We start from the raw sequence: 23,769 nt of genomic DNA on the forward strand, positions 1-23,769 counted from the left end.
TTTAGACTCCTATTTAAGTTCACTTGCTTGGCGAGCAAGCGCTTCAATTGCTTGCCAGTCTTTATTTTCAATTAGTTGTTTATCTAGCATCCACGTACCACCAACACAAATAACGTTGTTAAGCGCTAAATAGTTCGGTGCAGTTGCTAGGCTAATGCCGCCAGTTGGGCAAAAAGTAATATGTGGTAATGGGCCACCGATTGATTTAAGCATTGCTGTTCCGCCTGCAGCTTCTGCAGGAAAGAATTTTAAATACTTAAAACCATGCGACGCAAGTTGCATAACTTCACTTGCAGTTGCAGCGCCCGGTAAAAATGGTATATCTGATGTTTTAGCCAAAGCAATAAGCTCATCGCTCACACCTGGACTCACCATAAAATCTGCACCTGCGGCAACCGAAAGATCAAAACTTGCTTTATCTACTACCGTACCAGTACCTACATAGGCTTCAGGTACTTCTGCTTTCATCAGCTTTACAGCTTCTGCAGCAATAGGTGTACGAAGTGTGATCTCTAAGGCTTTTAAGCCACCGTTATATAACGCTCTTGCAAGTGGTGCTGCATCTTCTAATTTTTCGATTACAACCACTGGCACCACTGGTGCCGATGCTAAGATTTTTTCAATACTCATTACTTGTTCCTCATTACCCAGTATGGCTAATATTTATTCAAGTCCAAAAGCACTCGCGCCTAAATCGGCACTGCTTACGATATTTCTAAATCCAGTAAATAATTCGCGACCTGTACCAAATGTTGCACTTGGCAGGCTAAGTTCTGCTTCACGTTTAGCAAGTTCTTCGTCGCTAACGTGTACTTTTAATATTCCGTTTGGCGCATCAAGTGTCACTAAATCACCTTCTCGGATTTTAGCAATAATGCCGCCTTCTACTGCCTCTGGTGCTAAGTGAATAGCAGCTGGTACTTTACCTGATGCACCCGACATACGACCGTCAGTAACAATGGCTACTTTAAAGCCTTCATCTTGAAGCGTTGCCATTACTGGCGTTAATTTATGTAGCTCTGGCATACCTTTCGCTTTAGGACCTTGCTCTTTTAGTACGGCAATAAAGTCTTGGTTTAATTCGCCACGCGTGTATGCATCTTGCAGAGCACTTTGTGAGCTAAATACTTTTGCAGGAGCAGTAACAACCTGATGTTCGATAGCAACAGCTGACACTTTAATAACAGCTTTACCTAAGTTACCCGTTAGAAGTTGCAGACCACCTTGCTTACTAAAAGGGTTACTCACTGGGCGAAGTACTTCTTCATCATGTGAGTTTGCTGGGCAATCTACCCATTTAACTTTAGTTGGGCCGGTTGAGTTGCTCATGATCAGACTATCGTCTTTATCCAAACGAGGCTCTGTCATGTAAGGTGCTAAACCATCGCCTAGCATTGTTTTAACGTCTGTGTGTAAGTAACCAGCGCTTGCTAGCTCTCGCATTAAGAAACCCATACCACCAGCTGCTTGGAAGTGGTTTACATCTGCAGAGCCGTTAGGGTAAATACGTGTAAGTAGTGGTACAACTTCTGATAAATCAGACATATCTTTCCACGTAACCTGAATGCCCGCCGCTTTTGCTATCGCAACAATATGAATTGCATGGTTAGTAGAACCACCTGTAGAAAGAAGACCTACTAAACCGTTTATGATCGTTTTTTCGCTGATCACATCGGCCAAACACGGGCTTTCTTTATCATCTGTAAGCTGCTTAAGCATAGTTTCTACAGCATTACCTGTAAGACCATCGCGAAGCTCAGTGTAAGGATTAATAAACGAACTACCTGGAAGGTGTAAGCCCATTATTTCCATTAACATTTGGTTTGAGTTTGCAGTACCGTAGAACGTACAAGTACCTGCGCTGTGGTAAGACGCGCTTTCAGCCTCTAATAAGTCTTCGCGACTTACTAGACCTTGTGCAAATTTTTGACGAATACGTGCTTTTTCTTTATTAGGAATACCTGATTGCATTGGACCTGCTGGTAAAAAGAACACAGGTAAATGACCAAACGACAATGCACCAATTAATAAACCCGGAACGATTTTGTCGCAAACGCCTAAACAAAAAACGCCATCAAACACATCGTGTGAAAGAGAAATTGCCGTAGACATAGCAATTACATCACGAGAAAAAAGCGAAAGTTCCATGCCGTCACGCCCTTGCGTAACACCATCACACATTGCAGGAACGCCACCAGCAACTTGTGCTGTAGCATCGTATTTGGTAGCAATGTCTTTAATTAAATCTGGGTAGTCTTTGTATGGCACATGAGCCGATAACATATCGTTATATGAGTTGATAATAGCAAGATTTGGCTGCTCATCAGCCTTTAAGCGCGCTTTGTCATCACTGCTACATGCAGCCATAACATGGGCTATATTTCCGCAACCTAAACCGGCACGAACTCTTGTTTGTTTTTTTGCGTGCGAAATACGTTCTAAATAATCTTGACGGGTATTTTTACTGCGTTCGATAACGCGCTGGGTAACTTCTTGAATACGAGGATGTAACATAATTTAACTCATCTCTATTAGTTAGAGGATAAAGGCTCAGTAGCAACTACAGACTCCACGTAAATAACTGTACTGAGCATCTTTGATTTACCCGTTCAAAGGTACGCTACCAGGGAGCCTCTCACAACAGCCCTGACACCGGTGTCACTGTATTAACGCATAGCAATGACACCGGTGTCAACCCCAGGTAACAAAAATAGTTTAATATTTTAACATGACCGAATAATGACCTAATTGATTTTTAGGCACAAAGTATATTTTAGCAAGTTCAGAGCAAAAAAAAGCCCGAATAAGCGTCACTCATATTCGGGCTACTGTGAAAGTGTTTTTAACTCACTATTTTATCGCAGAGGTAGACTCGCGTGTAATCAAGCGTGACTCAAGCGTTACCTGATACGGCTGTTCTTGCGGTTGAGCTATGTGTGAAATAAGTTGAGTTACGGCTTGTTTAGTCATCTCTTCAACAGGCTGTGCAATAGTCGTTAAACCAGGCCAAATATGACGTGCAATGGGTGCATTATCAAAGCCGGCTATTGAAATATCATCAGGCACTTTTAATTGGCGCTGGGTAGCTAATTTTAATACCGCTGCCGCCATGTAATCGTTTGATGCAAATACAGCTGTTGGCCTAGGAGACAAATCTAAAATACTGCGTGCACTATCTACACCTGAGTGATAACTAAAGTTACCCTCCTCTACTAAGCGCTCATCAAACTCTATTCCATGGCTTGCAAGTGAACGCCTGTAGCCTTTAAAGCGTTGTTGCGTGGCACTGTGATCTGGATGTCCTTTAATAAACGCTATAGATTTATGCCCAAGACTGATTAGATGTTCAGTAATTTCAAATGCGCCTTGCTCATCATTACTACGAACTGAAATAGAATCATCTTGGAGTAAAGCTGACGCAACTCTTGCGTAAGGAATTTTTTTAGATTTTAAAAAAGCAACAAGCTCAGCAAAATCACCAAAAGGAGGTGTTAGCACAATGCCATCTAATCGAGAAGTCTGTAGTAATTGCTCAATATTATTTATAAGGGCTTCACCACGAAACTCACAAGGGTGTATCAATAAATTATAGTTATTTTCTTTGCATGCTTCTAGAGCACCCGTTTGCACGCGAGTAATGTAGCTTTTACTTGGGTTATCGTAAAGACACCCAATAATAAAGCTACGATTTTGTGCGAGGCCTCGTGCAATTGGATTTGGGGTGTAATCGAGTTCTTTAAATACCGCAAGCACCTTTTCTCGGGTTGCAGCACTAACATTAGGCTCGTTATTTAAAACGCGTGATACGGTTTTTTTAGAAACACCAGCATGACTTGCCACACTGTTTATTGTTACTTTTTTCATCACTCTATTTTTCCAAATGCGAACAAGGAAAGCTCCTTATTTGCTGTTGTGCAAACACGCTGCGGCACCAATTAGTGGAATATTATCTTGTGTTACAAGTATTACAGGAATTTGCCCTGCGTATTGCGACATAATACCCTTTTGAGAAAATCGTTCAACAAAACGACTCTCAAGAAGTCTTGCTTGCATACGAGGCAGTATTCCACCGCCAATAAATAGTCCGCCTAAAGCACCGTAAACAACGGCTAAATCGCCAGCTACACTGCCGATCCAATCACAAAATTGATTAAGAGTTGCATCGCACACAGCACATTCACCGCTATTTGCTAGGCTACTTATTTGCGCAGCATCTAAATTTTTAGCTGTTACACCCTTAACCGCAGACATCGCTTTGTATAAATGCGTTATGCCAGGGCCTGAAAATACAGTTTCAATAGAAACATGGGGATGATCTTTACGTAATTCATTTAATAGTAAAGTATCGAGTTCATTAACAGGTGCAAGCGATATATGCCCCCCTTCTGAACTTAAAACAGCGGTAGATTGCGACGTTCTAACTAAGCACGCGGCACCAAAACCAGTACCTGGACCTATAACACCAATGTTAGCATTGTCATCAGCTTGACCTGATTTAACAATGACATTTTGTTTAGGATCTAAGTAAGGAGCCGCATATGCAAAAGCAGCAAAATCGTTAATGACTTCTAGTTGCTGTAAATCAAAATGAGTTTTAAATTCACTAACACTAAAATGCCAACCTAAATTGGTTAAATGTACCTGCCCAGCTTTTATTGGACCTGCAACGGCTAAACATGCGCGTTTGGGTGTAATATGCGAGACTGTTTGTAAATATTGCTCAAGCGCACTTTCAAGTGAACCAAAATTAGCACTAGGAAAAATATTAATGTGCTCTATTACAAATTGGTTAGTGTGCTCATTAAAAGCAGTTATTAAAGCAAAGCGGGCATTAGTGCCGCCAACATCAGCAACTAAGATGGGATCAAATTGGGCAGAAGAGTTTAGGCTCATAGTATTATCTCTTTTGTTAAGCGACTCGTGCTTATTATTTTACAATGGTATACCATTGTTATTTATACTTTGAGCTATCACCTCAAAGTAGCTATCACAGTAAAAAATGCTGCCTAAAATATATAAACAGCGAATACGTTTTGACAACAAAATGATAAAACATTTACATTATGACACCGGTGTCAGCCGTTTATCAATAAAAATATACGTTAATTCACAAAAAGCTTGAAATTATTCATTAATAAACGAAAATGACACAATTATTTATCAAATTAATTAAGTTGTAACAATGAAAGGTAAAGCCACCTCATTTGATATTGCCCACTATGCTGGGGTATCTCAATCAACTGTATCTCGCGCTTTACGTAACAGCCACCTTGTTAATGAAGAAACACGTAAGCGTGTTTTCGATATAGCTAAAAAGCTTAATTATAAAGTTGATAAAAATGCCAGCAACTTGCGTACACAACAAAGCAGCACACTTGCATTACTTCTTTTCGAAGACCCTACTTCTGATGAGTCACAAATTAATCCTTTCTTTTTAGCCATGCTTGGCAGCATTACCCGTGCTTGCGCTAAAGAAGGTTACGATTTATTAGTATCATTTCAATCGGCCAGTGCTGATTGGCAAGCAGACTATGAAGATAGCCACAGAGCCGATGGTATTATTTTACTCGGTTATGGCGATTACATTGATTACCAACCAAAATTTAATACCTTACTTGAACAAAACACTAAGTTTGTTTGTTGGGGTGCAACGGTCGATAATCGCCCAGATTTAACTGTTTGTTGTGATAACTACGGTGGCGGTAAGCTTGCCGCTGAGCACTTTATTGCTCACAGCAGAACTGACTGCGCTTTTATTGGTGATGCATCTGATCATAGCCCTGAATTCTTTAGTCGTTTTCAGGGCTTTAAAGATGAGCTACTGGCTAACAACGTAAAAATAAACGAACGTAAAATGGCTAATGCTATATCTACTGAAGAATCTGGATATCACGCCACTCGTTCGCTTATCGCTAATAATATTAAATTTAACGCCTTATTTGCTGCAAGTGACTTAATTGCTATTGGGGCTATACGTGCACTTAAAGAAGCAAATATTAACGTGCCAAAAGATGTTGCGGTAGTCGGCTTTGATAACATAGCCATTGCTAGTTATGTAAACCCACCGCTGACGACGATAGAGCAAAACACCACTGTTGCTGGGCAAATGCTCGTAGAGAACTTATTAAAACTGATACGTGGTGAAGAAGTGCAAAGTACCCTATTAGCTCCTATTCTAATTCCTAGAAGGTCAAGCTGAGCCTGCCTGATAAAATAAAGCAGAATTAACAAACCATTTTAATTGGCAGTTACAACTACTTAAATTTTATTCAGTATATTTTTATCTATTCATTTCACTTTTCTTTCTGATGTATTCATATCTCAAAAAAATTCAAAATTTAGATATAAAAAAAGCCTCTAACGAGGCTTTTTTATTAAACAACTTTTAACTCATACTAGCAAGTTATTAGAAATCGTAAGACGCTGATAATTGAATTCTACGAGGAGACTGGTAAGACTGAGCTAAACCAAATGTAGCATTTCCATCGCCAGCAGCTATTTCTGCAGCTTCGTCGTAACGAGTTTCAGTAGAAGCATCAAATACGTTAAATACATCCATAGCTAAACGAACTTTCTGATCGTTAAAGCGAAGGTTATAAGTAAAGTTAAGATCTAAACGAGCTGTCCATGGTGTAGTACCCATGCTGCCACGAGGGAAACGTTTGTCACCTACGTAGTAAGTATCACCATATTGGTATTGATCAGGATCTGGAGTATAACCTTGGCCTAAAGCAGTCCAAGGACGTCCAGATGCGATATTAACATTAGCACCAATTAGGAAGTCTTCTGTAACAGCAAAAGCACCATAAATTTTAATGTTATGACGACGATCTGCAGGTAGATTACCATTAGCACCATCCATTAAATAAGGGTAATCCCAATCTTGCGTAAGACCAGCATCATCTTGACCATTATCAGATTTAACAAAACCTTCTGTATTACCATAGTTGTGAGACCATGTGTATAGCGCTTTTAAAGACCAAACCTGATCCCATGTTTTCTCTAATGTTAAATCAACTGATGCGTATTTACGCTTAGCTTCCGGGTAACCTAACTCTTGTGCAGTAAAGCTATATTCTTCAGTGGTACCGTCACCATCAAGATCGAAATTGAAAGTAGCGCCATTACCAGGATTAAATAAGAACCAGTTCTCACCTAAATACTCACCATTTTCATCATTAAAGATATAAGAACCATCATCAATTTGATTACCTAAAACACGGTAAGTTGCCTTGATACCCCATGACCAATCATCATTAATTGCTGCTTGATAACCAATCATATACTCATCGTTATACATTGGTTCAAGATCTTTATCAGATAAGGTATTTGATGGTTTTGCAGTACCGTCACCACCATTAGAAATAGCAGGATCACCTAGCTGAGTACCTAAACCTACAGGAGTACCGTCAGCATTTAACCCTTCAAAAGCGTACCAAGTTTGGATAAATGTTTCTGCACCCGCTAAACGAATATTTGTATTAGCTGCTACCGGTAGGTAATAACGACCAGCAGTGAAGAATAACTTACTATCGCCATCTCCATTAATATCCCAAGAACCACCTATACGAGGGGCAATTTGGTTATCGATAGAAACAAACTCTTCGCCATCTGCATTGTAGTTAGTAAAACTATCATTACGAAGGCCTAATGTTAATGTTAAATCTTCAGTAACTGACCATTGATCTTCAATATAAATAGCCCAGTTTTCTACTTCAAACGAACCGCCATTTTTATAATCGCGTACACGTGTTGTCTTCATTTCTTCAGGTAAGACATAACCATTAGCCAGTCTAGCGCCTTCTTCGTATGTACGATAATAGTAGTAAACGCCACCAGAGTTTTGTGTTGTTGAATCAGCTGTATTAGTTTCAGAATCATAACCAAATTTTAACGTATGCTCATCGTTTAGGTAGTAATCAAAGTCAACGCGCAATTGCTCACGTTTATCTTCATTTTCACCAACGGTAAAGTTTACATAACACGTAGTATCCTCACCTAAATCGGCATCATAACCTGTAGGACAATCATCAAAGTCTGAGTAATCAGTTTCTGAAAACTTAACCTGACCATACATTGCTGACATACTTAGGTCATCTGTTAGATTACCAGTATAACGAACTGCAAAACTTTCTCCGCCTCGCTTGTGAAAAGCTGTACCGCCATCTTCAGTATAATTACCATTTCCTTCAGGATCTGAAATTGTTTTTTCAGAATAAGTTCGCTTATCACTAAAGCCCCAAAGCATTAGCTGATGATCTTCGTTAATATTCCAATCAAAACGAGCTAGGTAATATGGGTCATCATCTTTTTCAACTGTTAAATCTGTTTGTGATGCATTACCGTATTCATAGTCATTATCTCTTGCAGTGTAAATACCATAGAAGAATAATGTGTCTTCAACTATTGCACCTGAAGCATAAATACTTGTTTCAAATGAATTGTCGTAGTCGTCTTGGTTATTAACATATAAATCACCAATACAATGCCCGTCTGCATCGTCACAACGATCATTTTGTTTGTAAAGTGAATCAGGAGCTTGCTCACTTAACGAGTCAGATGAATAAATCGTTTCAACACCAAAGTGAAAATCATTAGAACCAGATTTAGTAACTGATGAGATTAATCCACCGGTAGTACGCCCGAACTCTGCAGAATAACCACCCGTTTTAACTTGAAAGCTATCGTACGCGGTGAATGGGATTGTTGCACCGCCAAGACCATTTCGGAAATTAGTCATATTTAGACCATTCACGTAATAAGCATTTTCAGCTACAGAAGCACCACCAAATGAAGCTTGGTCGCCAAAACGACTATCCCCTTCAGTTGCGCCAGGCGCAAGCAATGCTACTGAAGTTACTGAGCGAGATATTGGTAGTAGCGCTAGTTCTTCAGAGCTAATATTTAATGAAGACTCTGATGCAGAAACATCTATTGCACGAATAGAGCCACCTACAACAGCAATTCTTTCGATATTACCTGTAGTTAGTGGAATTTGAATGAGAGCTGTTTTACCTACCCCTATAACAACATCTTTAACTTGAGCTTGGTCAAAACCAGATTGGGATACTGTAATATCATACTTACCTACTGGCACTTGCTTAAGATCAAACTCACCATTTGCATCAGCAGTTAGTGTTTTAGAATAACCTTTGCTTTTATCTGTTATTGTTATTGATGCACCCGCTAATGAAACACCTGACTGAGCCGTTAAGCTACCTTTGATAGCGCCATTAACGTTATCTGCCATTGCTGGCATTGCCGCACTTAACGTCATTGCAACTGCTGCAGCAGTGAATGAGCGTTTAAATGTCTTAGAAAAATTATGGTTCATTTTTGATTTATCCCTAGATAATTAGATTATTATTTTTTATGTCTTACGTTAAATACTTTATATAACGCCTACTAATTTAAAGTATTTAACCCCCTTAACGTGTAAGGAGAAACAAATTAATAACACAATAAAAACAAACTTACCAACAAAATGCGACAGCAATTAACAGGAAAATCACCATAAAAAACAATAAATTAACAAAAAACCAAGGATAAAACCAAAAAACAAAATAAAAACAAAAAAAAATAAACATATAATTTACATTGTTGGTTGTTTGCAAAACCAACAAAATGAATAAAAAGCAGGCTTCATTATTTATAAAAACAGCGCCATAAACACTATTAAAGAAAAACTCTTATACAATTGACTTAAAACTCCTATCAAAATACTATCCCACTTAATTAGCATAAATATTCACACCACACTTCACAAACCCTATACCGTTGCAAAAAACGGAATTTAATTTAGAAAAAAAAACGCCTAATTAAAATCTTTTTTTATGTCATATAATTTCAAAATCATTACTTAAATGACTCGAAAACCACCAAATAATGATCCCAAACTCGTTTACCACTGAGTAAAAGTACCTGCTTAATATATTTTGCATGTATCCAGACTTTAGGTGTAGCTGAGTTTGTGTCCTCACCCAACTTATAACCTGCTTTATTTACACCTATACATCCCACGCTTATTTTGGTAAAAAAATGCCGCTATTAGCAAATTACCCTAACTCTTTTACATAACTATTTTTAATATCAGCTTGTTTTACATCATTTAGCGCATTACTTGCTAATAACGTTAAAATAAGAGAGCGAAAAATGGCTAATACTATACCCACTGAATAATTGAGGTATCACGCCGTTCACTTATCGCTAATAATATTAAATTTAACGCCTTATTTGCTGCAAGCGACTTAATTGCTATTGGCGCTATACGTGCACTTAAAGAAGCTAATATTAACGTACCAAAATTTGTTGCATCGGCTTTGTTATTACAGTCATTGCAAATTACGTAAACTCACAACTAACTACAATAGATCGAAACACCACTGTTGCTGGGCAAATGTAGTAGAGAACTTATTAAAATTGATATGTGGTGAATAAGTACAAAGTGCCCTATTAAATCCTATTCTCACTCCTAAAAGGTCAAGCTGAGCCTTCTTAATTAAGCAAATACTGATTACATCTGTTCACATTCATTTACAAACAATAAAATCATATAATAAACAATAAATTAAAAAAAACACCACCCAAAAAACTATACTTTTTCATCAAAAAAACATCAATTACACATTCCTTAGCAACAGCAAACTGTTAACTGCATTTACTATTTTGTTTCTATAATGTAAATTTATTGTGCCGCTATGATCTTGATCTGTAACTTTATAGCCTAAATAACAACAATATCTCAGGGATTTACATATGTTTAAAACTAAAGCTCTATCAAATGCAATAAGATACTCTTTATTGCTAGGCTCTGTAGCCTTAGCGCCTAACGCGCTAGCTCAAGAAAATGACTTGAATTCAGACGTAGAATTAGAAGAAGAAGCACCTGAACGAATAGTTGTAACAGGCTCACGTATAAGAAAAGCTGAATTTTCAAATGCATCACCAATTCAAATTATCAATGGCGACTTATCTCGTGAAATGGGTTTATTTGATGCAGGCTCAATGCTTCAATCGACCAGCCAAGCGGCTGGTGCTCAAATAGATAATACATTTGGTGGTTTTGTACTAGATAACGGTCCGGGCGCTGCAACAATCGGATTTCGTGGTTTAGGTGCTGAACGAACTCTTGTACTTATTAATGGCCGAAGAATGGCTCCTGCTGGCGTTGGTGGTGCACCAACATCCCCTGATTTGAACTTAATACCTGGCGTAATGATTGAGCGTGTAGAGAATTTATTTGATGGCGCATCAACCGTTTATGGTTCTGATGCGGTAGCGGGTGTAGCTAACGTAATATTAAAAAAAGATGTGGAAGGTTTTATTTTTGATGCATCTTATCGTCAACCTAAAGGTGAAGGCGGTGAAGAAACTGTACTTTCGGGTATGTGGGGCAAAACCATGGATAATGGTTTTATCACTGTAGGCGTTGAATATTCAGAACAAAAATCTCAATCTTTATCTGGTAACCCTTTTGTTAAAGGGTGTGAAGAGCGTATTTGGGAAGCTGAAGATGGCAGTATCGTAACGAGAAACAGTGGCTATGGTCCTGTGGCGAGTGGTGAAGATTCATGTGATATTTTCCCTCTAACAAACCGTATTAGCGTACCTTCTTTCTTTGGTAGTGTTTATTACACTCCTAACTTTACAAACACTGGTATTCCAAACTTCAGCGAATCAACTGTACCATCAAGTCTTGAAGGATTTTTACCTTCATGGGTAGCTGGCGATTTCGATGGCGATGGTATTAATGATGGTGTATTTGTTGATGGTAACGGAGATGGTTTCCGTGACGTTGATTTCCAAGACCCTCTATACGCTTTCCAACAATCTGATTACTACAAAAGTGGTGATTACAGAAGTAAAAATGAACGTATTTCACTAATGCTTAATGGTGAATACAACTTCCAAGACGATAACGACACAACTTTCTACTATGAAGGTTTATACGCTAGTCGTAAATCACCAATTTTTAGCCCTGGTGCACAAATATTTCAACAAGTAGCGGCATCAAATCCGTATAACCCTTGTGGTACAAACGGTATTGACTGTTTTGGCGTGTTAGGTGTGGGCCCTGGTGGACCTGAAGCCGTTCAGCCAATCATCAACATTCGTGGTGACCGTGATCAAACTGAGGTTGAAGTTTCACAATATCGTTTAGTTACTGGTGTTACTGGTAACCTCGGTATGTTTGAAAACATTGGTTTAGACAATTGGTACTACGACGCGTCTGTATCGTACAGCGCATCAAAAGGTACTGACCACCGTGTTGGTATTGATGAAGAGCGCTTAATTAACTCATTAGAAACCGCTGTTCTTAATGATGATGGGACTGTTACCTGTGGTACGGGTTCTGATGGATGTGTTCCTGTTAATTTATTTGCAGACAGTATTTACCAAGAAGGCGGCGGTACGCTTTCACCTGAAGAAGCGGCCTATTTATTTATTGATCGCGACATCGAAACTAAAGTAAACCAGTTTGTTTTTAATGCATTCATGGGTGGTGACTTCTTTGCACTACCATGGAATAACGAAACTGTTGCAGGTATCGTTGGTATTGAATATCGTCGTGATGAGATTGAATCAAATCCTAATGCAGCAGCATCACAAGGCTTACTATGGGGCTACTTTGCTGACCAAGGTGCTGATGGTTCTCGTAATCTAAAAGAAATATTCACAGAAGTTGACTTCCCTTTACTTAAAGGAGTTAAAGGTGCTGAAGAACTTACATTTACAGCTTCTGGCCGTGTTTCTGAAGAATCTTTCTACGATGCTGAATCAACTTATAGTCTTAAAACTATCTACCGTCCTGTTGATTGGTTTACTTTACGTGCAACAAAAGGTACTTCTTATAGAGCGCCAAACTTACGTGAACGTTTCTTAAACGGTACGTCTGGTTTTAATACAGTTGCCGATCCATGTGTTGTTCCGGAAGATGCTCGTAATATAGACCCATTGAACCCAGGTTCAGCAGCTACATATAATGCGGCTGAAGAAACACGTGATACAGCGGTACTAAACGCTTGTCAAGCATCAGGTATTGATCCAACTACTCTTGGTTTAGGTCAAGGTGGGACTGATTCATATACTGGAACTTATAGCGCTGAGATTGAAACTGGCGGTACAACTGAGCTTAGTGCTGAAACATCAGTGGCTAAAACATACGGTTTTATCTTTGAACAACCGTTCACTGATGCATTTGATTTAACAATGTCATTAACTCGTTTTGATATTGAAGTAACAAATAGTATTGCAGAGCCAAGCGCTGGTTACAGTATTGGTCAGTGTTATTCTGCTGATGGTAATGATGCTTTCTGTAGCCGTATCGGCCGTGACGAAAATGGTCAAATTGATTTAGTTGATGCTAGCTTTATCAATATTGGTTTAATCTCATCTAAAGGTTTTGATTACAATATCTACTTTGAAACAGATACGGTAATTGCAGAAGAAAACTTAGGTATTACACTAGACCTTCAAGCTACGCGCATGACAGAGCAAGTTTTTGATGTACTTGGTACTATTGATGACAATATGGGTGAGCCAGATTCACCAGAATGGCGCGGTACAGCACGCTTACAACTTAAATATTCTGATTTTAGATTTAACTGGGAAACACGTTTCATCGGTAAAGGTCGTGAAGATGAAGATGATTTAGGTGAATTCGAAGAAGGTACTGCAGGTTGTCGTGGTTTAACTGACGCAAATGGTGCTCCACTTAAATGTCGCCCTGTTGGTTTCACCGATGACTACTTTGTACATAACATCGGTATGACTTGGTCTAACGATGCTTATAAAGTGAACTTTGGTGTACGTAACGTATTTAATGAAGCTCCACCAAAAGTAGATCCAAGTGGCTCTTTCTCAAATACTAACATCCCTCTAGGTGTTGGTTATGATACTTCAGGACGTAGCCCATACATCAGTTTTACAGCTTCTTTTTAATTAGAATTGGCTGAGTATATATTCAATCCAGATGGCCTAAAATTTTAGGCCATTTTTTTTGAGGGAATAAAAAATGAAACTTAAAAAAAGAATGTTAGTAGGATTTACCTTACTAAGCCTATCTTCTTTCGCTAATAGCGAAACTGAAGATGCGACACAAATGAGCAGTATCGATGCTTTCTCAATGTCATCGGCTATCCGTAGTGTTGTAGCATCACCTGATGGTAAGAAGCTTGCTATTTTAAGAGCGACTACCAAAAATGGTGACTATATAATTGAGATAAGAGATCCAAATAACCTAGAAGCAGACCCCGTAAGGTTGGGCGCTGATAAAATGCTGATATCTTCCATCGTATGGTTAAACGATGAAAAAATTGGCGTTATGTTTAGACAAATACTAGAAGATGGAAGTCGCAAATACTGGGTTAATAAGTTTGCAATAACTGATGCTGATGGTAAAGGCGACTGGTTATTACCATTTAAGAAAAAGCGAAATGTTCAATTTAATATAATAAATATACTTCCAGACAAAAAAGATGAAGTACTTGTAGAAGTTGATATTAATAATAACTACATTCCAGATGTAGTGAGATTTAATATTAACACTGGACGAAGCGTTACTGTAATGCGCGGAAATGAAAAAGTATCAGGCTCGTTTGTTTCTGACTACGATGGTGAAATAAGAATAGCCCAAGGTTGGAATAAATCTGATAACGCAATCGATTATTATGCCCGAGATAAAGGCAATGATGATTGGAAAGTAATTAAGCAAGTTAGTCCTAAAAAGCGTGAAAACTTTGAGATATTAGGATTTGCAAAAGGTAATCCTAACGAAGTTTATGTTAACGCCAACTTAGGCGAAAATACGACTGGCATTTATATTTACAATATTAAAACAGGTCAGTATTCTGAACGTCAATTTGGTCTTAAATCTGTAGATACAGACGGTGTTATACTTGATACCGACGGTACTTTACAAGGCTTTCGCTATACAACCAAGCAGCCTAAGTTTTATTTCACAGACCCAAACCTTCAAGCACTTAACGAATCTGTTGCTTCTTTATTTAAAGATAAATTTGTACAAATCATTAGTAGCTCTGATAACGATAACGTATTAGTGGTCAGAGTATCTGCTGACGATAACCCAGGCAGCTATTACATTGTTACTAATAAGCAGAAGCTGACTAAAATTGGTGACCGACTTCCGTTTATTGATAAAAGTAAATTAGGATCCGTTAAATATATCTCTTATAAAGCAAGAGATGGACGCAAAATAAAAGCGTATGTAACCATCCCTGCGACTAAAGGTCCTTACCCTGCGATAGTACTTCCTCACGGTGGTCCTTGGGTGCGTGACTCTGTTGTATTTGATGACTGGGCGCAGTTACTCGCCTATCATGGTTACGTAGTTATTCAACCAAACTATCGTGGATCTACGGGGTACGGTCTGGAGCATTGGATAGCCGGTGATAATAACTGGGGTTTGAAAAAACAAGATGATTTAGACGACGCGGCACAATATTTAATAGATAAAGGTTTAGCAACAAAAGATAAGCTTGCTTTATTTGGTTGGAGTTATGGCGGTTATGCTGCATTTGCTGCATCTATGCGTGAAAACAACATATATAAATGTGTTGTTGCCGGTGCAGGGGTAAGTGATTTAAGCCGTATTAATGCAACTCTTAACGAAAATCGCTTTTTAAGTATTTTACAACGCCCTACGATTACAGGTGTATCCCCTGTAGAGCAAGTAAATAAAGTAAATATTCCTATACTGGTTGTGCATGGTGATATCGACAGTCGTGTTCCAGTAAAACACAGTAGAGACTTCGTATCTGAGCTTGAAAAGTACAAAAAAGACTTTAAATATATTGAGCTTGAAGATGCCGATCACTTTTCTGATACGCTTTTCTACGATCATAAAAAAGAATTTTATACCGAGTTGTTATCATGGTTTGATAATAAGTGTGGCCTCAAATAATGTAACTAAAAAGTGACACTCATTTTATTTGAAGAGCATTCTTTTGTTTTAATATTAAGTGAGTACATAACAAAAAGGCTTCTAAATTTATTTAGAAGCCTTTTTTAATAACTACAGCATGCTTTATATTAGTCTTTAAGCGATTCGGCAACCACAGGGTAATAATCCCAAACTTGTTTATCACTGAGTGAGCGTACAAGCTTGATGTATTCTGCGTGTGTCCAAGCTAGAGGTGTTGCTGAGTTTGTGCCCTCGCCTAACGCATAACCTGCTTTATTTACGCCAACGCCATCCCATACCTGCTCAGGTAGCATCATGCCGCTATTGGCAAACTGCTCTAAGCCTTTTACGTAGCTATTTTTAATGTCCGCTTGTTTTGCATCATCTAGCGTATTATTTGCGTTTGCGGCCGCTATTTCATAGTGTCCGCGTTCGCCTGTAAAAAATGGCCATACACGACCACGTTGGCCTGGCGTGTTGCTCCCACTTTCGGCGTAATTAGTACCTGTGGTTTCATCTTCGCCGTAACCGTCGTTGCCATAACGGCGATAGCCTGCAAATGTGCCGCTACCATCGGTAAAGTTAAAGCTGTATTTAACTTGTAAGTTATCTTCAAGCGTTTCGTCGTCATACTCAGGCAGGGTTTTAACTATACTTGAATCGTTGGCACTTCTTACTCCATAGCGGACTAATTCTAAAAAACCACCGTCTAAAATCTGCTTTTTGTTAAAACCTTCACGGCCATTGTTGGCGTTAATTTTAGTATTAGAGTTAGCGTCGGTGTCTTGACCTATACGAATAAAATACTCGCCATCGGTGCTATCACCTTTTAAATTACCTTCGGTGGTAAACATTTGCGATTCTATATCACTGTTGTACTTTTTAGCCGTTGCTAAATAACGATCTGCATTTTGAGTATCACCACTGAGTGTTGCTATGTCACTGGCTGTTATAAGGCCAGCAACAACGGCAGCCGTTGTAGAGGGAGAATAACCACTTTGCTCTTCCCAGCGCTCTTGCTGTGTTGCAGGTGGAGTGATTTGCATGTTGTTCCATAAAATTTTAGCTCTTCCGCCATCAACTAAAAAGTCAGCTGCCGGTTTTAGCATGCGTGCGTACCAATCTTTAAGTTCGTTATCACTTAGTACGTTTGCTTGATGTAACTTCCACGCGAGCATAATTGGCATAGCCGTTTGATCTAGCTGTACCCCTACCCATTCAAGTTCACCGTCAACATGTGTTTTTTGTAAAAACCATCCTGTATCACCATTGTTACCCGGGGTTTTACTAGTAACTTGTACTTTTTCAAGGTATTCGAAGGCCGTTTTTGCTGTCGCTGTATCGCCTAAGGCCATAAATGCCATCGCTACTTGATAAAAATCACGAACCCATACCGCTTTGTAACCAGTCGAACCCTCTTTGGCTGAAACAGTTTCACCCCAAGGATTAGAAAGTGAGGCAATGAGCGCACCTGCATTAGTTTTGTCTTCTTGCGCTTTTAGTACCATTGCACTGGTATAAAGTAGCTTACCGTCATCGGCTGTTTGCTTAACCATTGTATTTAATGGCTCAAGGCTTTGTAAATAATCTTCCCAGCCTAGCGCTTCACCTTTACCGTTGTAGGCATCAAGCACATTTTGATAACCTTTAGATAAGCTCTGTGCACCTTGTTGCTGGCTTTGCTGCTGCGTTTTACCAAAGCTTAGTGCTAAATCAAATGTGGTATTACTATCGATAGTACCAAGCTCTGCCAGCAGAGTGACGTTACCGGCCTTATCGCCTGTGTTTGAATATTTTTTGCTTAGTGTGTGTTGTTTTTTAAGTGAGGTGATGCCATCGCTCACACCTGTAAAGCCTACACTTTGCATTTTGAATGACGTAGATGATTGCAACGTTAAAAAATTATCATCTTCCCATGCTACTAAGCCTTGCTCAGTGGTTTTTGCAAAATCACCTAAGCCGTTGTTGTTTATATAAGGATTAACAGCAACATACGCTTTCACGCCTTTAAGTGATGTATTAAAAATACTGCGTACAAACAATGTTTGTCCGTCAGGGTCGGTGAATATGTGTTTTTCGAGGGTAAAACGCCCTTTCTTATCTGTACTTGTTACTTTGTAAGCAAGCGATAGTGGTCTGCCTTTATCGTCTTTATGTAAGTAATCAATTGTAACGTCTAAGTCGTCAGCTTCAGTGACTGTAAAATCTTTACCGGTTACTACAAACTGCATATCTTTAATTTGAGCTTGGTGAATGAGTCCAAACATAGTTTCGGTGATCATACCTTTGGCAATTGAAAACCATACTTTTGATACTTCACCTGTCGCAGCGTTGTTATTATATTGGCCGTTTTGGTATTGCTCAAAAGAAGTACCAATTCCGGTTTTACCCGCGTAAGCCCAAAATGGTTCAACACCTGGTGCGCCAGGAGCTGCTGAAACTGTAGCGTCAATATTTTCGTTATTCGTATTTTGTGCACCACAGGCTGTTAAGCCCAAAGTTAAAAGAGCGGTAGTAATAAGGTTATATTTTTTCATTGTGTGACCCTTAGTTTGAATTTTTAACGCGCATTACAGCAATCGCAGCAACAACGAATGATGCAGCACCAATTAATAATGCGTAAATAGGCTGGTTAGAAAATACGTGGCGTAAAATAAGCCCTAAAATACTAGCAGCAAGCAATTGCGGTATAACAATAAAGAAGTTAAAAATCCCCATATACACGCCCATTTTATTACTCGGTAGTGCGTTACTTAACATTGCATAAGGAAGCGATAAAATAGAAGCCCATGCAAAGCCAACGCCTATCATTGGAATAAGGAGCATTTTTGGATCTGTTATAAACATAAAGCTCGCAAGGCCCAATGCGCCTAGTAATAAGTTAAAGCAATGTGCGCCTTTTAAGCCCATTTTTTTAACTAAAAATGGAATACACATAGCGGCAATAGCTGCAAAGCCATTGTAAGCTGCAAATAAAATACCGACCCAATCAGCCCCATCGTTAAAGGCTTTACTTGTTGCATCACTGCTGCCGTAATGAAAGCTTGTTACTGCGGCTGTGGTATAAATCCACATGGCAAATAACGTAAACCAGCTAAAAAACTGCACCCATGCAAGCTGCTTCATGGCTTCTGGCATGGTAAATACATCTTGTACTACTTGGTAAAAACCACCTCGAGTTTTGTTAGCACTTTTAAGCGCTGCTGCAATCCACTGCACAATACCAAACGCTAGTAAGCCACCAGCAAGTAGGTATAACTCTTTTTCAAGCGATAAACCCATTACTAATGCAAGGGTTGCTAAACCTAGTACCACAAAAATAATGGCACCTTTATTGAAGTTGATATCTACTAATGCGGTGTTAGTCGGTTTGGCAGTGTGGTTTTCAAAAGCAGCTAATTGCTCAGGGCTATATTCTTTGGTTCGCATAACTGTCCAAAGAACTGCGACTAGCAATACGACTCCACCCCAATAAAATGAATATTTAACAGATTCAGGGATTTGCCCTGGCGCAGCGGTATTACTTACGTCAAACCAATTGGTCATCATCCATGGTAGCGCTGAGGCTAATACCGCACCAATACCAATAAAAAAGCTTTGCAAGCCATAGCCCGTAGCACGTTGTTTTTCTGGCAGGTTATCGCCTACAAGTGCTCTAAAAGGTTCCATAGTGACATTGATTGAGGCATCCATAATCCATAACATACCTGCAGCAATCCAAAGAGTTGGTGAATGCGGCATGATAAAGAGTGAGATAGTAGTAAGTACCGCCCCTATGAAAAAGAATGGACGACGACGACCAAAACGCCCCCATGTTTTATCACTCCAATAACCAATTATTGGTTGCACTATTAAGCCCGTTAGCGGTGCTGCAACCCATAAAATAGGAATATCATCCACTTGTGCGCCTAGGGTTTGAAAAATACGGCTCACATTGCCGTTTTGTAGTGCAAAACCAAATTGAATACCTAAAAAGCCAAAGCACATATTCCATATTTGCCAAAAACTTAGATTTGGTTTGTTGCTGTCATAATTATTATTTTGATTATTCATGATTAGCCTTATTAGTTAAAACTGCGCTACTAAATGCATCTAGCGAAAGCATAAGCTTTGTAACTTCTTTGTCAGTGATGATCTTTACCGTGTTTTGTTCAAGTAAGTCGTGTAGCGGTTTATTTCGCTCAAAGGTATTTGCTTGCTCTGGTGTTAAATTAATTAATACCGTTTGTGGCTCCTCACTAAAATTACTAAAAACATAAACAGATTGCTGTCCCAGCGAGCGTACAAAACCAACAACGCGTTCGCTATTGCTAAGTGAAAGCTCTGACATGGTTCCACCTACAACAGCGGGTAAACGATTAAGAGCCATTATTGATTTATAATAATCACGAAGTGATGCTTGCTCGCTCGATAAGTTAGCGCCGTCGAATTTTCCGTTGTTCATCCATGCTTGATGCGCTGGTACACCAATATAGTCAAAAATGCTGGTGCGAGTAGATGTGCCAAAACCTGCGTTTTCAGATCCGTCCTCCCCCACATCTTGGGCAAAATATAATAAAGTAGGTGCGCGACTCATTAAGCTAGAAACGACCATTGCTGGTTTCCCCCAGCGTGCATCACCTGCAAAATCAGGGCTAGCAATGCGTTGTTCGTCGTGATTTTCTAAAAAGTGCAGCATGTGCGCTTCAATATCAGCCACTTGGCTTTGGGCTGCAAAAATAGTATTAGCCGCTTGCTTACCCTGCATAATGGCTTTTAATGTGTCGTAAAAGCCGACTTTGTCATACAAGTAATCCATTTTTCCTTGCTGAATATACGCTCTGTACATTTGTGGGTTGTAAACTTCAGCCAATAAAAACGCATCGGGCTTTTGCATTTTTATTGATGAATTTAAAAAGCTCCAAAATTCAACCGGCACCATTTCGGCCATATCGTACCTAAAGCCATCTACGCCTTTATCAAGCCAGTACAAAGTGATGTCTCTAAATTTATACCAACTATTAGGAAGCTCTTTATTTTGCCAAAACGCATAATGAGCGCGATAATCTTGGTTTTCTAGCTCTTTAGGTAATACAGGAAAGTCATAGCTGCCATCAGGCTTAACGCCATAATTCACTCTTACGGTTTCGTACCAATCGTTAATATCTGGCTTGGGTGCACGCGCACCATTCCCCGTCCATATCGCTGGCGTTTCATCAAAAAAACCGTCAGCTAAAGGGTGAGTATTACCCCCTAAAACTGTATAGCTTTGTGATGTTGGAACCTGAAAAGACTGACCCGGGACATAGTAAAAGTTATTATTTTTGTCGTACTCTTTGCTGGTGTCGTCTTGCTCACCAAAGTCTTTTATTCCCTTTGGTTTTGCTACTGATTTATAATTACGAGCCACATGGTTAGGTACAATATCTATAACCACTTTCATGCCATGCTCATGAGTGCGCTCAATCAGATCACTAAACTCACCCATTCTATTGGTCACATTTATGGCTAAATCTGGGTTTACGTCGTAGTAATCTTTTATTGCATAAGGTGAACCTGCACGGCCTTTAACTACATCAGGGTCGTCTTGCGTAATCCCATACTCGGTATAATCGCCCACTAGCGCATGATGTAAAACACCGGTATACCAAACATGGGTCGTACCCAATTCTTTAATACCTTTAAGTGCAGCATCGTTAAAGTCGGCAAATTTACCTACGCCATTTTGCTCTTTTGTACCCCAGGGCACATTCGCGGTCTGTGTGTTACCAAATAAGCGTGTAAATACTTGGTATACAACAGGCTTTGTTAACTCATTTTGTGCCTGTTTAGGGGCTTGCTGTTGTTCGGTTTCATTATTGTCTGAGCACGCACTTGTTATAAGTGCGCTACACAGTAATGCGGGTACATAAACTGATTTTTTCATTGTGTGTCTTTTTGTCAGTAGTGTTATAGCTTTATACTAAAGATATCTGCAGCAAGCATACAGTTGCTGCATACGTATTCACTTAAACATTCACGGCGTATTAATCACTAATACCGTAGCAGTCATTGGCTCTAAGTTAATACTGTTAGTTAGTTTAAAAGTGTGTTGTGTGAATAATACCTGCGCATTGGCATTTTTTGGTATGGCTTCTTGCATGTAATCAAGATTATGCTTTTGTGTTACTTTGTTTTTATTCATAAAAACCAATACTGTTTGCGTATCACTAACGCGAGCATAACTATAAACACCATTGTTCGGACTGAAATGAACGAGCTTACCCTTTGCAAGCGCCGGGCTTTGCTTTCTAAAGTTAAGTAGCGTGCTTATAGTTTCATGCATATCGCGCTGATCTTTACTTAACCCGACTCCAGTAAACGCATTAGCGTTTTGATTTTCGAACCCACCAGGAAAATCAATGCGTATATCACCATGATCTTTACTCGGCGTATTATCCAATAATATTTCGGTTCCATAATATATTTGAGCAATGCCGCGCGTTGTTAAAAACAAAGTCATCGCCATTTTAGTTTTAGCTAAGTCTTGCCCAAGCTCCGTATATACACGGCTCATATCGTGGTTATCAGCAAACACCATAATATTATTGGTGTCTGGGTATAAAAAATCGTTAGCTAATGACTGATATACTTTAACCCAGCCTGTACTCCAACCCTCGTCTTCATTTAAAGCTCTAATTACCGCCTCTTGCAACGAAAAGTCCATCACACTGGGTAAGCTTGACACATACCCATCTCGATTTACTTTACCGCGCTGCCAATACGACGCTATTGCAGGGTTTGAAGTCCACTCTTCGCCAACAATATTAAAGTGTGGGTATTCATCCATAATGGCCTTGGTCCAATCACTTAAAAACACTTTATCTGAATAAGAATAGGTATCTACACGAATACCGCTTAAATCTGCGTATTCAATCCACCAAATTGCATTTTGAATTAAATACTCATTTAATAATGGTTGGCGCTGGTTTAAATCGGGCATGCTAGCGACAAACCAACCATCGCTAAACTGGCGTTTATCGTAGTTACTTGCGTGTGGATCTTGAATTGTTTGGCGCGCATGGCTTGTGGCATTTTTGCCACTTTCAAACTGCCCATTAAAGTTAATCCAATCTTGAGTTGGTTTATCCTTCATCCACGGGTGCTCAGCACCAAAGTGATTAAGCACCATATCCATAACAAGCCCAATGCCCTGCTCTTTAGCCTTTATTGATAACGTTTTGTATAAATTATTTGATCCCATTCGCGGATCAACGTTGTAAAAGTCTGTAATCGCGTAACCATGATAAGAGTAATCTGGCATGTTGTTTTCAAGCACTGGAGTAAGCCAAAGCTGTGTTACACCTAAATTATTTAAATACGGTAATGCGTTAATCACACCTTGAATATCCCCTCCATGTCGCCCGCCTTTAAAACCTGGGTTTGCAGCTTCTAGCATGCTTTTAACGGTGTCATTTGTGGAGTCGCCATTTACAAAGCGATCTGGGTTAATTAAATATAAAGCATCTGCACTTGTGAAACCTTGGCGTTGCGCGCTATTTTTATCTCGGGTAAATAAAGGAAACTCAAAGCTATGCGCTGTATTAGTGCTGTTAAACTTGAGCGTTCCTGCTTTTGCGTTATCGCTAATATTTAAATGTAGGAAAGCATAATTAGGGTTGTCGGTACGTGTTACGTTATTAAGTTCAACCCCTTTATACTTATCTAATTTAAATTCTTCGTTAGCTATATTTTGCTCATGCACGAGTACTGTAATGTTATTTTTATTCATGCCTACCCACCAATTGGCAGGCTCTACATTAAGTGCATAACTAAAGCTTGGTAAGCTACATGCGCTTACTAGTAAAAGTGTGTTTAAAAATCGCATT

12 protein-coding genes and 1 pseudogene are annotated in these 23,769 nt (G+C 39.3%); 4 read left to right on the forward strand and 9 right to left on the reverse strand.

What is annotated here, in order from left to right:
• Window positions 1-9 precede the first annotated feature (9 nt).
• The 4 genes from eda to glk form a co-directional block, all read right to left on the reverse strand.
• Window positions 10-630, reverse strand: coding sequence for a bifunctional 4-hydroxy-2-oxoglutarate aldolase/2-dehydro-3-deoxy-phosphogluconate aldolase (gene eda / locus GQR45_RS18375; RefSeq protein WP_002959756.1), 621 nt, complete (start codon window positions 628-630; stop codon window positions 10-12).
• A 33-nt stretch (window positions 631-663) separates the two neighbouring features.
• Window positions 664-2,514 carry a phosphogluconate dehydratase gene (gene edd / locus GQR45_RS18380; RefSeq protein ID WP_007582619.1) on the reverse strand — a complete coding sequence of 617 codons (1,851 nt, stop codon included), beginning with the start codon at window positions 2,512-2,514 and terminating at the stop codon, window positions 664-666.
• A gap of 336 nt (window positions 2,515-2,850) precedes the next feature.
• On the reverse strand, window positions 2,851-3,864 hold the full coding sequence (locus tag GQR45_RS18385; protein WP_010555045.1) for a LacI family DNA-binding transcriptional regulator: 1,014 nt from the start codon (window positions 3,862-3,864) through the stop codon (window positions 2,851-2,853).
• Between the two features lie 36 nt (window positions 3,865-3,900).
• A complete protein-coding gene (gene glk, locus GQR45_RS18390) occupies window positions 3,901-4,893 on the reverse strand; it encodes a glucokinase (protein WP_010555044.1) in 993 nt (330 codons plus the stop codon).
• A 289-nt stretch (window positions 4,894-5,182) separates the two neighbouring features.
• Between glk and GQR45_RS18395 the strand changes: the two genes are divergently transcribed.
• On the forward strand, window positions 5,183-6,199 hold the full coding sequence (locus GQR45_RS18395) for a LacI family DNA-binding transcriptional regulator (protein ID WP_007582612.1): 1,017 nt from the start codon (window positions 5,183-5,185) through the stop codon (window positions 6,197-6,199).
• Between the two features lie 207 nt (window positions 6,200-6,406).
• Here GQR45_RS18395 and GQR45_RS18400 read toward each other — a convergent pair whose 3' ends face one another.
• The gene (locus GQR45_RS18400) at window positions 6,407-9,334 is read right to left on the reverse strand and encodes a TonB-dependent receptor (RefSeq protein ID WP_165726683.1); all 2,928 of its coding nucleotides are present in this window, start codon (window positions 9,332-9,334) and stop codon (window positions 6,407-6,409) included.
• 779 nt (window positions 9,335-10,113) lie between these two features.
• On the opposite strand from GQR45_RS18400, the pseudogene GQR45_RS21440 reads away from it, so the two are divergent.
• The 3 genes and pseudogenes from GQR45_RS21440 to GQR45_RS18415 form a co-directional block, all read left to right on the forward strand.
• Window positions 10,114-10,437: pseudogene (locus tag GQR45_RS21440) on the forward strand (substrate-binding domain-containing protein); the annotation flags it as partial.
• Between the two features lie 318 nt (window positions 10,438-10,755).
• A complete protein-coding gene (locus GQR45_RS18410; protein WP_076923930.1) occupies window positions 10,756-13,941 on the forward strand; it encodes a TonB-dependent receptor in 3,186 nt (1,061 codons plus the stop codon).
• 73 nt (window positions 13,942-14,014) lie between these two features.
• Window positions 14,015-15,922, forward strand: a complete 1,908-nt coding sequence (locus tag GQR45_RS18415; RefSeq protein ID WP_165726684.1) for a prolyl oligopeptidase family serine peptidase — start codon at window positions 14,015-14,017, stop codon at window positions 15,920-15,922.
• Between the two features lie 128 nt (window positions 15,923-16,050).
• On the opposite strand, the gene GQR45_RS18420 is transcribed toward GQR45_RS18415, so the two are convergent.
• The 4 genes from GQR45_RS18420 to GQR45_RS18435 form a co-directional block, all read right to left on the reverse strand.
• Window positions 16,051-18,459, reverse strand: a complete 2,409-nt coding sequence (locus GQR45_RS18420; RefSeq protein WP_165726685.1) for a glucan 1,4-alpha-glucosidase — start codon at window positions 18,457-18,459, stop codon at window positions 16,051-16,053.
• 10 nt (window positions 18,460-18,469) lie between these two features.
• Entirely contained in the window at window positions 18,470-19,975 is a 1,506-nt protein-coding gene (locus tag GQR45_RS18425) for an MFS transporter (protein WP_165726686.1), read from the reverse strand.
• On the reverse strand, window positions 19,968-21,827 hold the full coding sequence (locus GQR45_RS18430; protein WP_165726687.1) for an alpha-amylase family glycosyl hydrolase: 1,860 nt from the start codon (window positions 21,825-21,827) through the stop codon (window positions 19,968-19,970). Before GQR45_RS18430 ends, GQR45_RS18425 begins: the two co-directional genes overlap by 8 nt.
• A gap of 90 nt (window positions 21,828-21,917) precedes the next feature.
• A complete protein-coding gene (locus GQR45_RS18435; RefSeq protein WP_165726688.1) occupies window positions 21,918-23,768 on the reverse strand; it encodes a glycoside hydrolase family 13 protein in 1,851 nt (616 codons plus the stop codon).
• Window position 23,769: the final 1 nt, after the last annotated feature.

It is taken from the genome of Pseudoalteromonas sp. SA25, assembly GCF_011378705.1.
GTDB classification, from domain to species: Bacteria; Pseudomonadota; Gammaproteobacteria; order Enterobacterales; family Alteromonadaceae; genus Pseudoalteromonas; species Pseudoalteromonas arctica.

Bases quoted from the DNA above. Each gene is read 5' to 3' on its own strand.
- eda (WP_002959756.1), bottom strand. From the start codon at position 630: ATGAGTATTGAAAAAATCTTAGCATCGGCACCAGTGGTGCCAGTGGTT.
- edd (WP_007582619.1), bottom strand. From the start codon at position 2,514: ATGTTACATCCTCGTATTCAAGAAGTTACCCAGCGCGTTATCGAACGC.
- GQR45_RS18385 (WP_010555045.1), bottom strand. From the start codon at position 3,864: ATGAAAAAAGTAACAATAAACAGTGTGGCAAGTCATGCTGGTGTTTCT.
- glk (WP_010555044.1), bottom strand. From the start codon at position 4,893: ATGAGCCTAAACTCTTCTGCCCAATTTGATCCCATCTTAGTTGCTGAT.
- GQR45_RS18395 (WP_007582612.1), top strand. From the start codon at position 5,183: ATGAAAGGTAAAGCCACCTCATTTGATATTGCCCACTATGCTGGGGTA.
- GQR45_RS18400 (WP_165726683.1), bottom strand. From the start codon at position 9,334: ATGAACCATAATTTTTCTAAGACATTTAAACGCTCATTCACTGCTGCA.
- GQR45_RS18410 (WP_076923930.1), top strand. From the start codon at position 10,756: ATGTTTAAAACTAAAGCTCTATCAAATGCAATAAGATACTCTTTATTG.
- GQR45_RS18415 (WP_165726684.1), top strand. From the start codon at position 14,015: ATGAAACTTAAAAAAAGAATGTTAGTAGGATTTACCTTACTAAGCCTA.
- GQR45_RS18420 (WP_165726685.1), bottom strand. From the start codon at position 18,459: ATGAAAAAATATAACCTTATTACTACCGCTCTTTTAACTTTGGGCTTA.
- GQR45_RS18425 (WP_165726686.1), bottom strand. From the start codon at position 19,975: ATGAATAATCAAAATAATAATTATGACAGCAACAAACCAAATCTAAGT.
- GQR45_RS18430 (WP_165726687.1), bottom strand. From the start codon at position 21,827: ATGAAAAAATCAGTTTATGTACCCGCATTACTGTGTAGCGCACTTATA.
- GQR45_RS18435 (WP_165726688.1), bottom strand. From the start codon at position 23,768: ATGCGATTTTTAAACACACTTTTACTAGTAAGCGCATGTAGCTTACCA.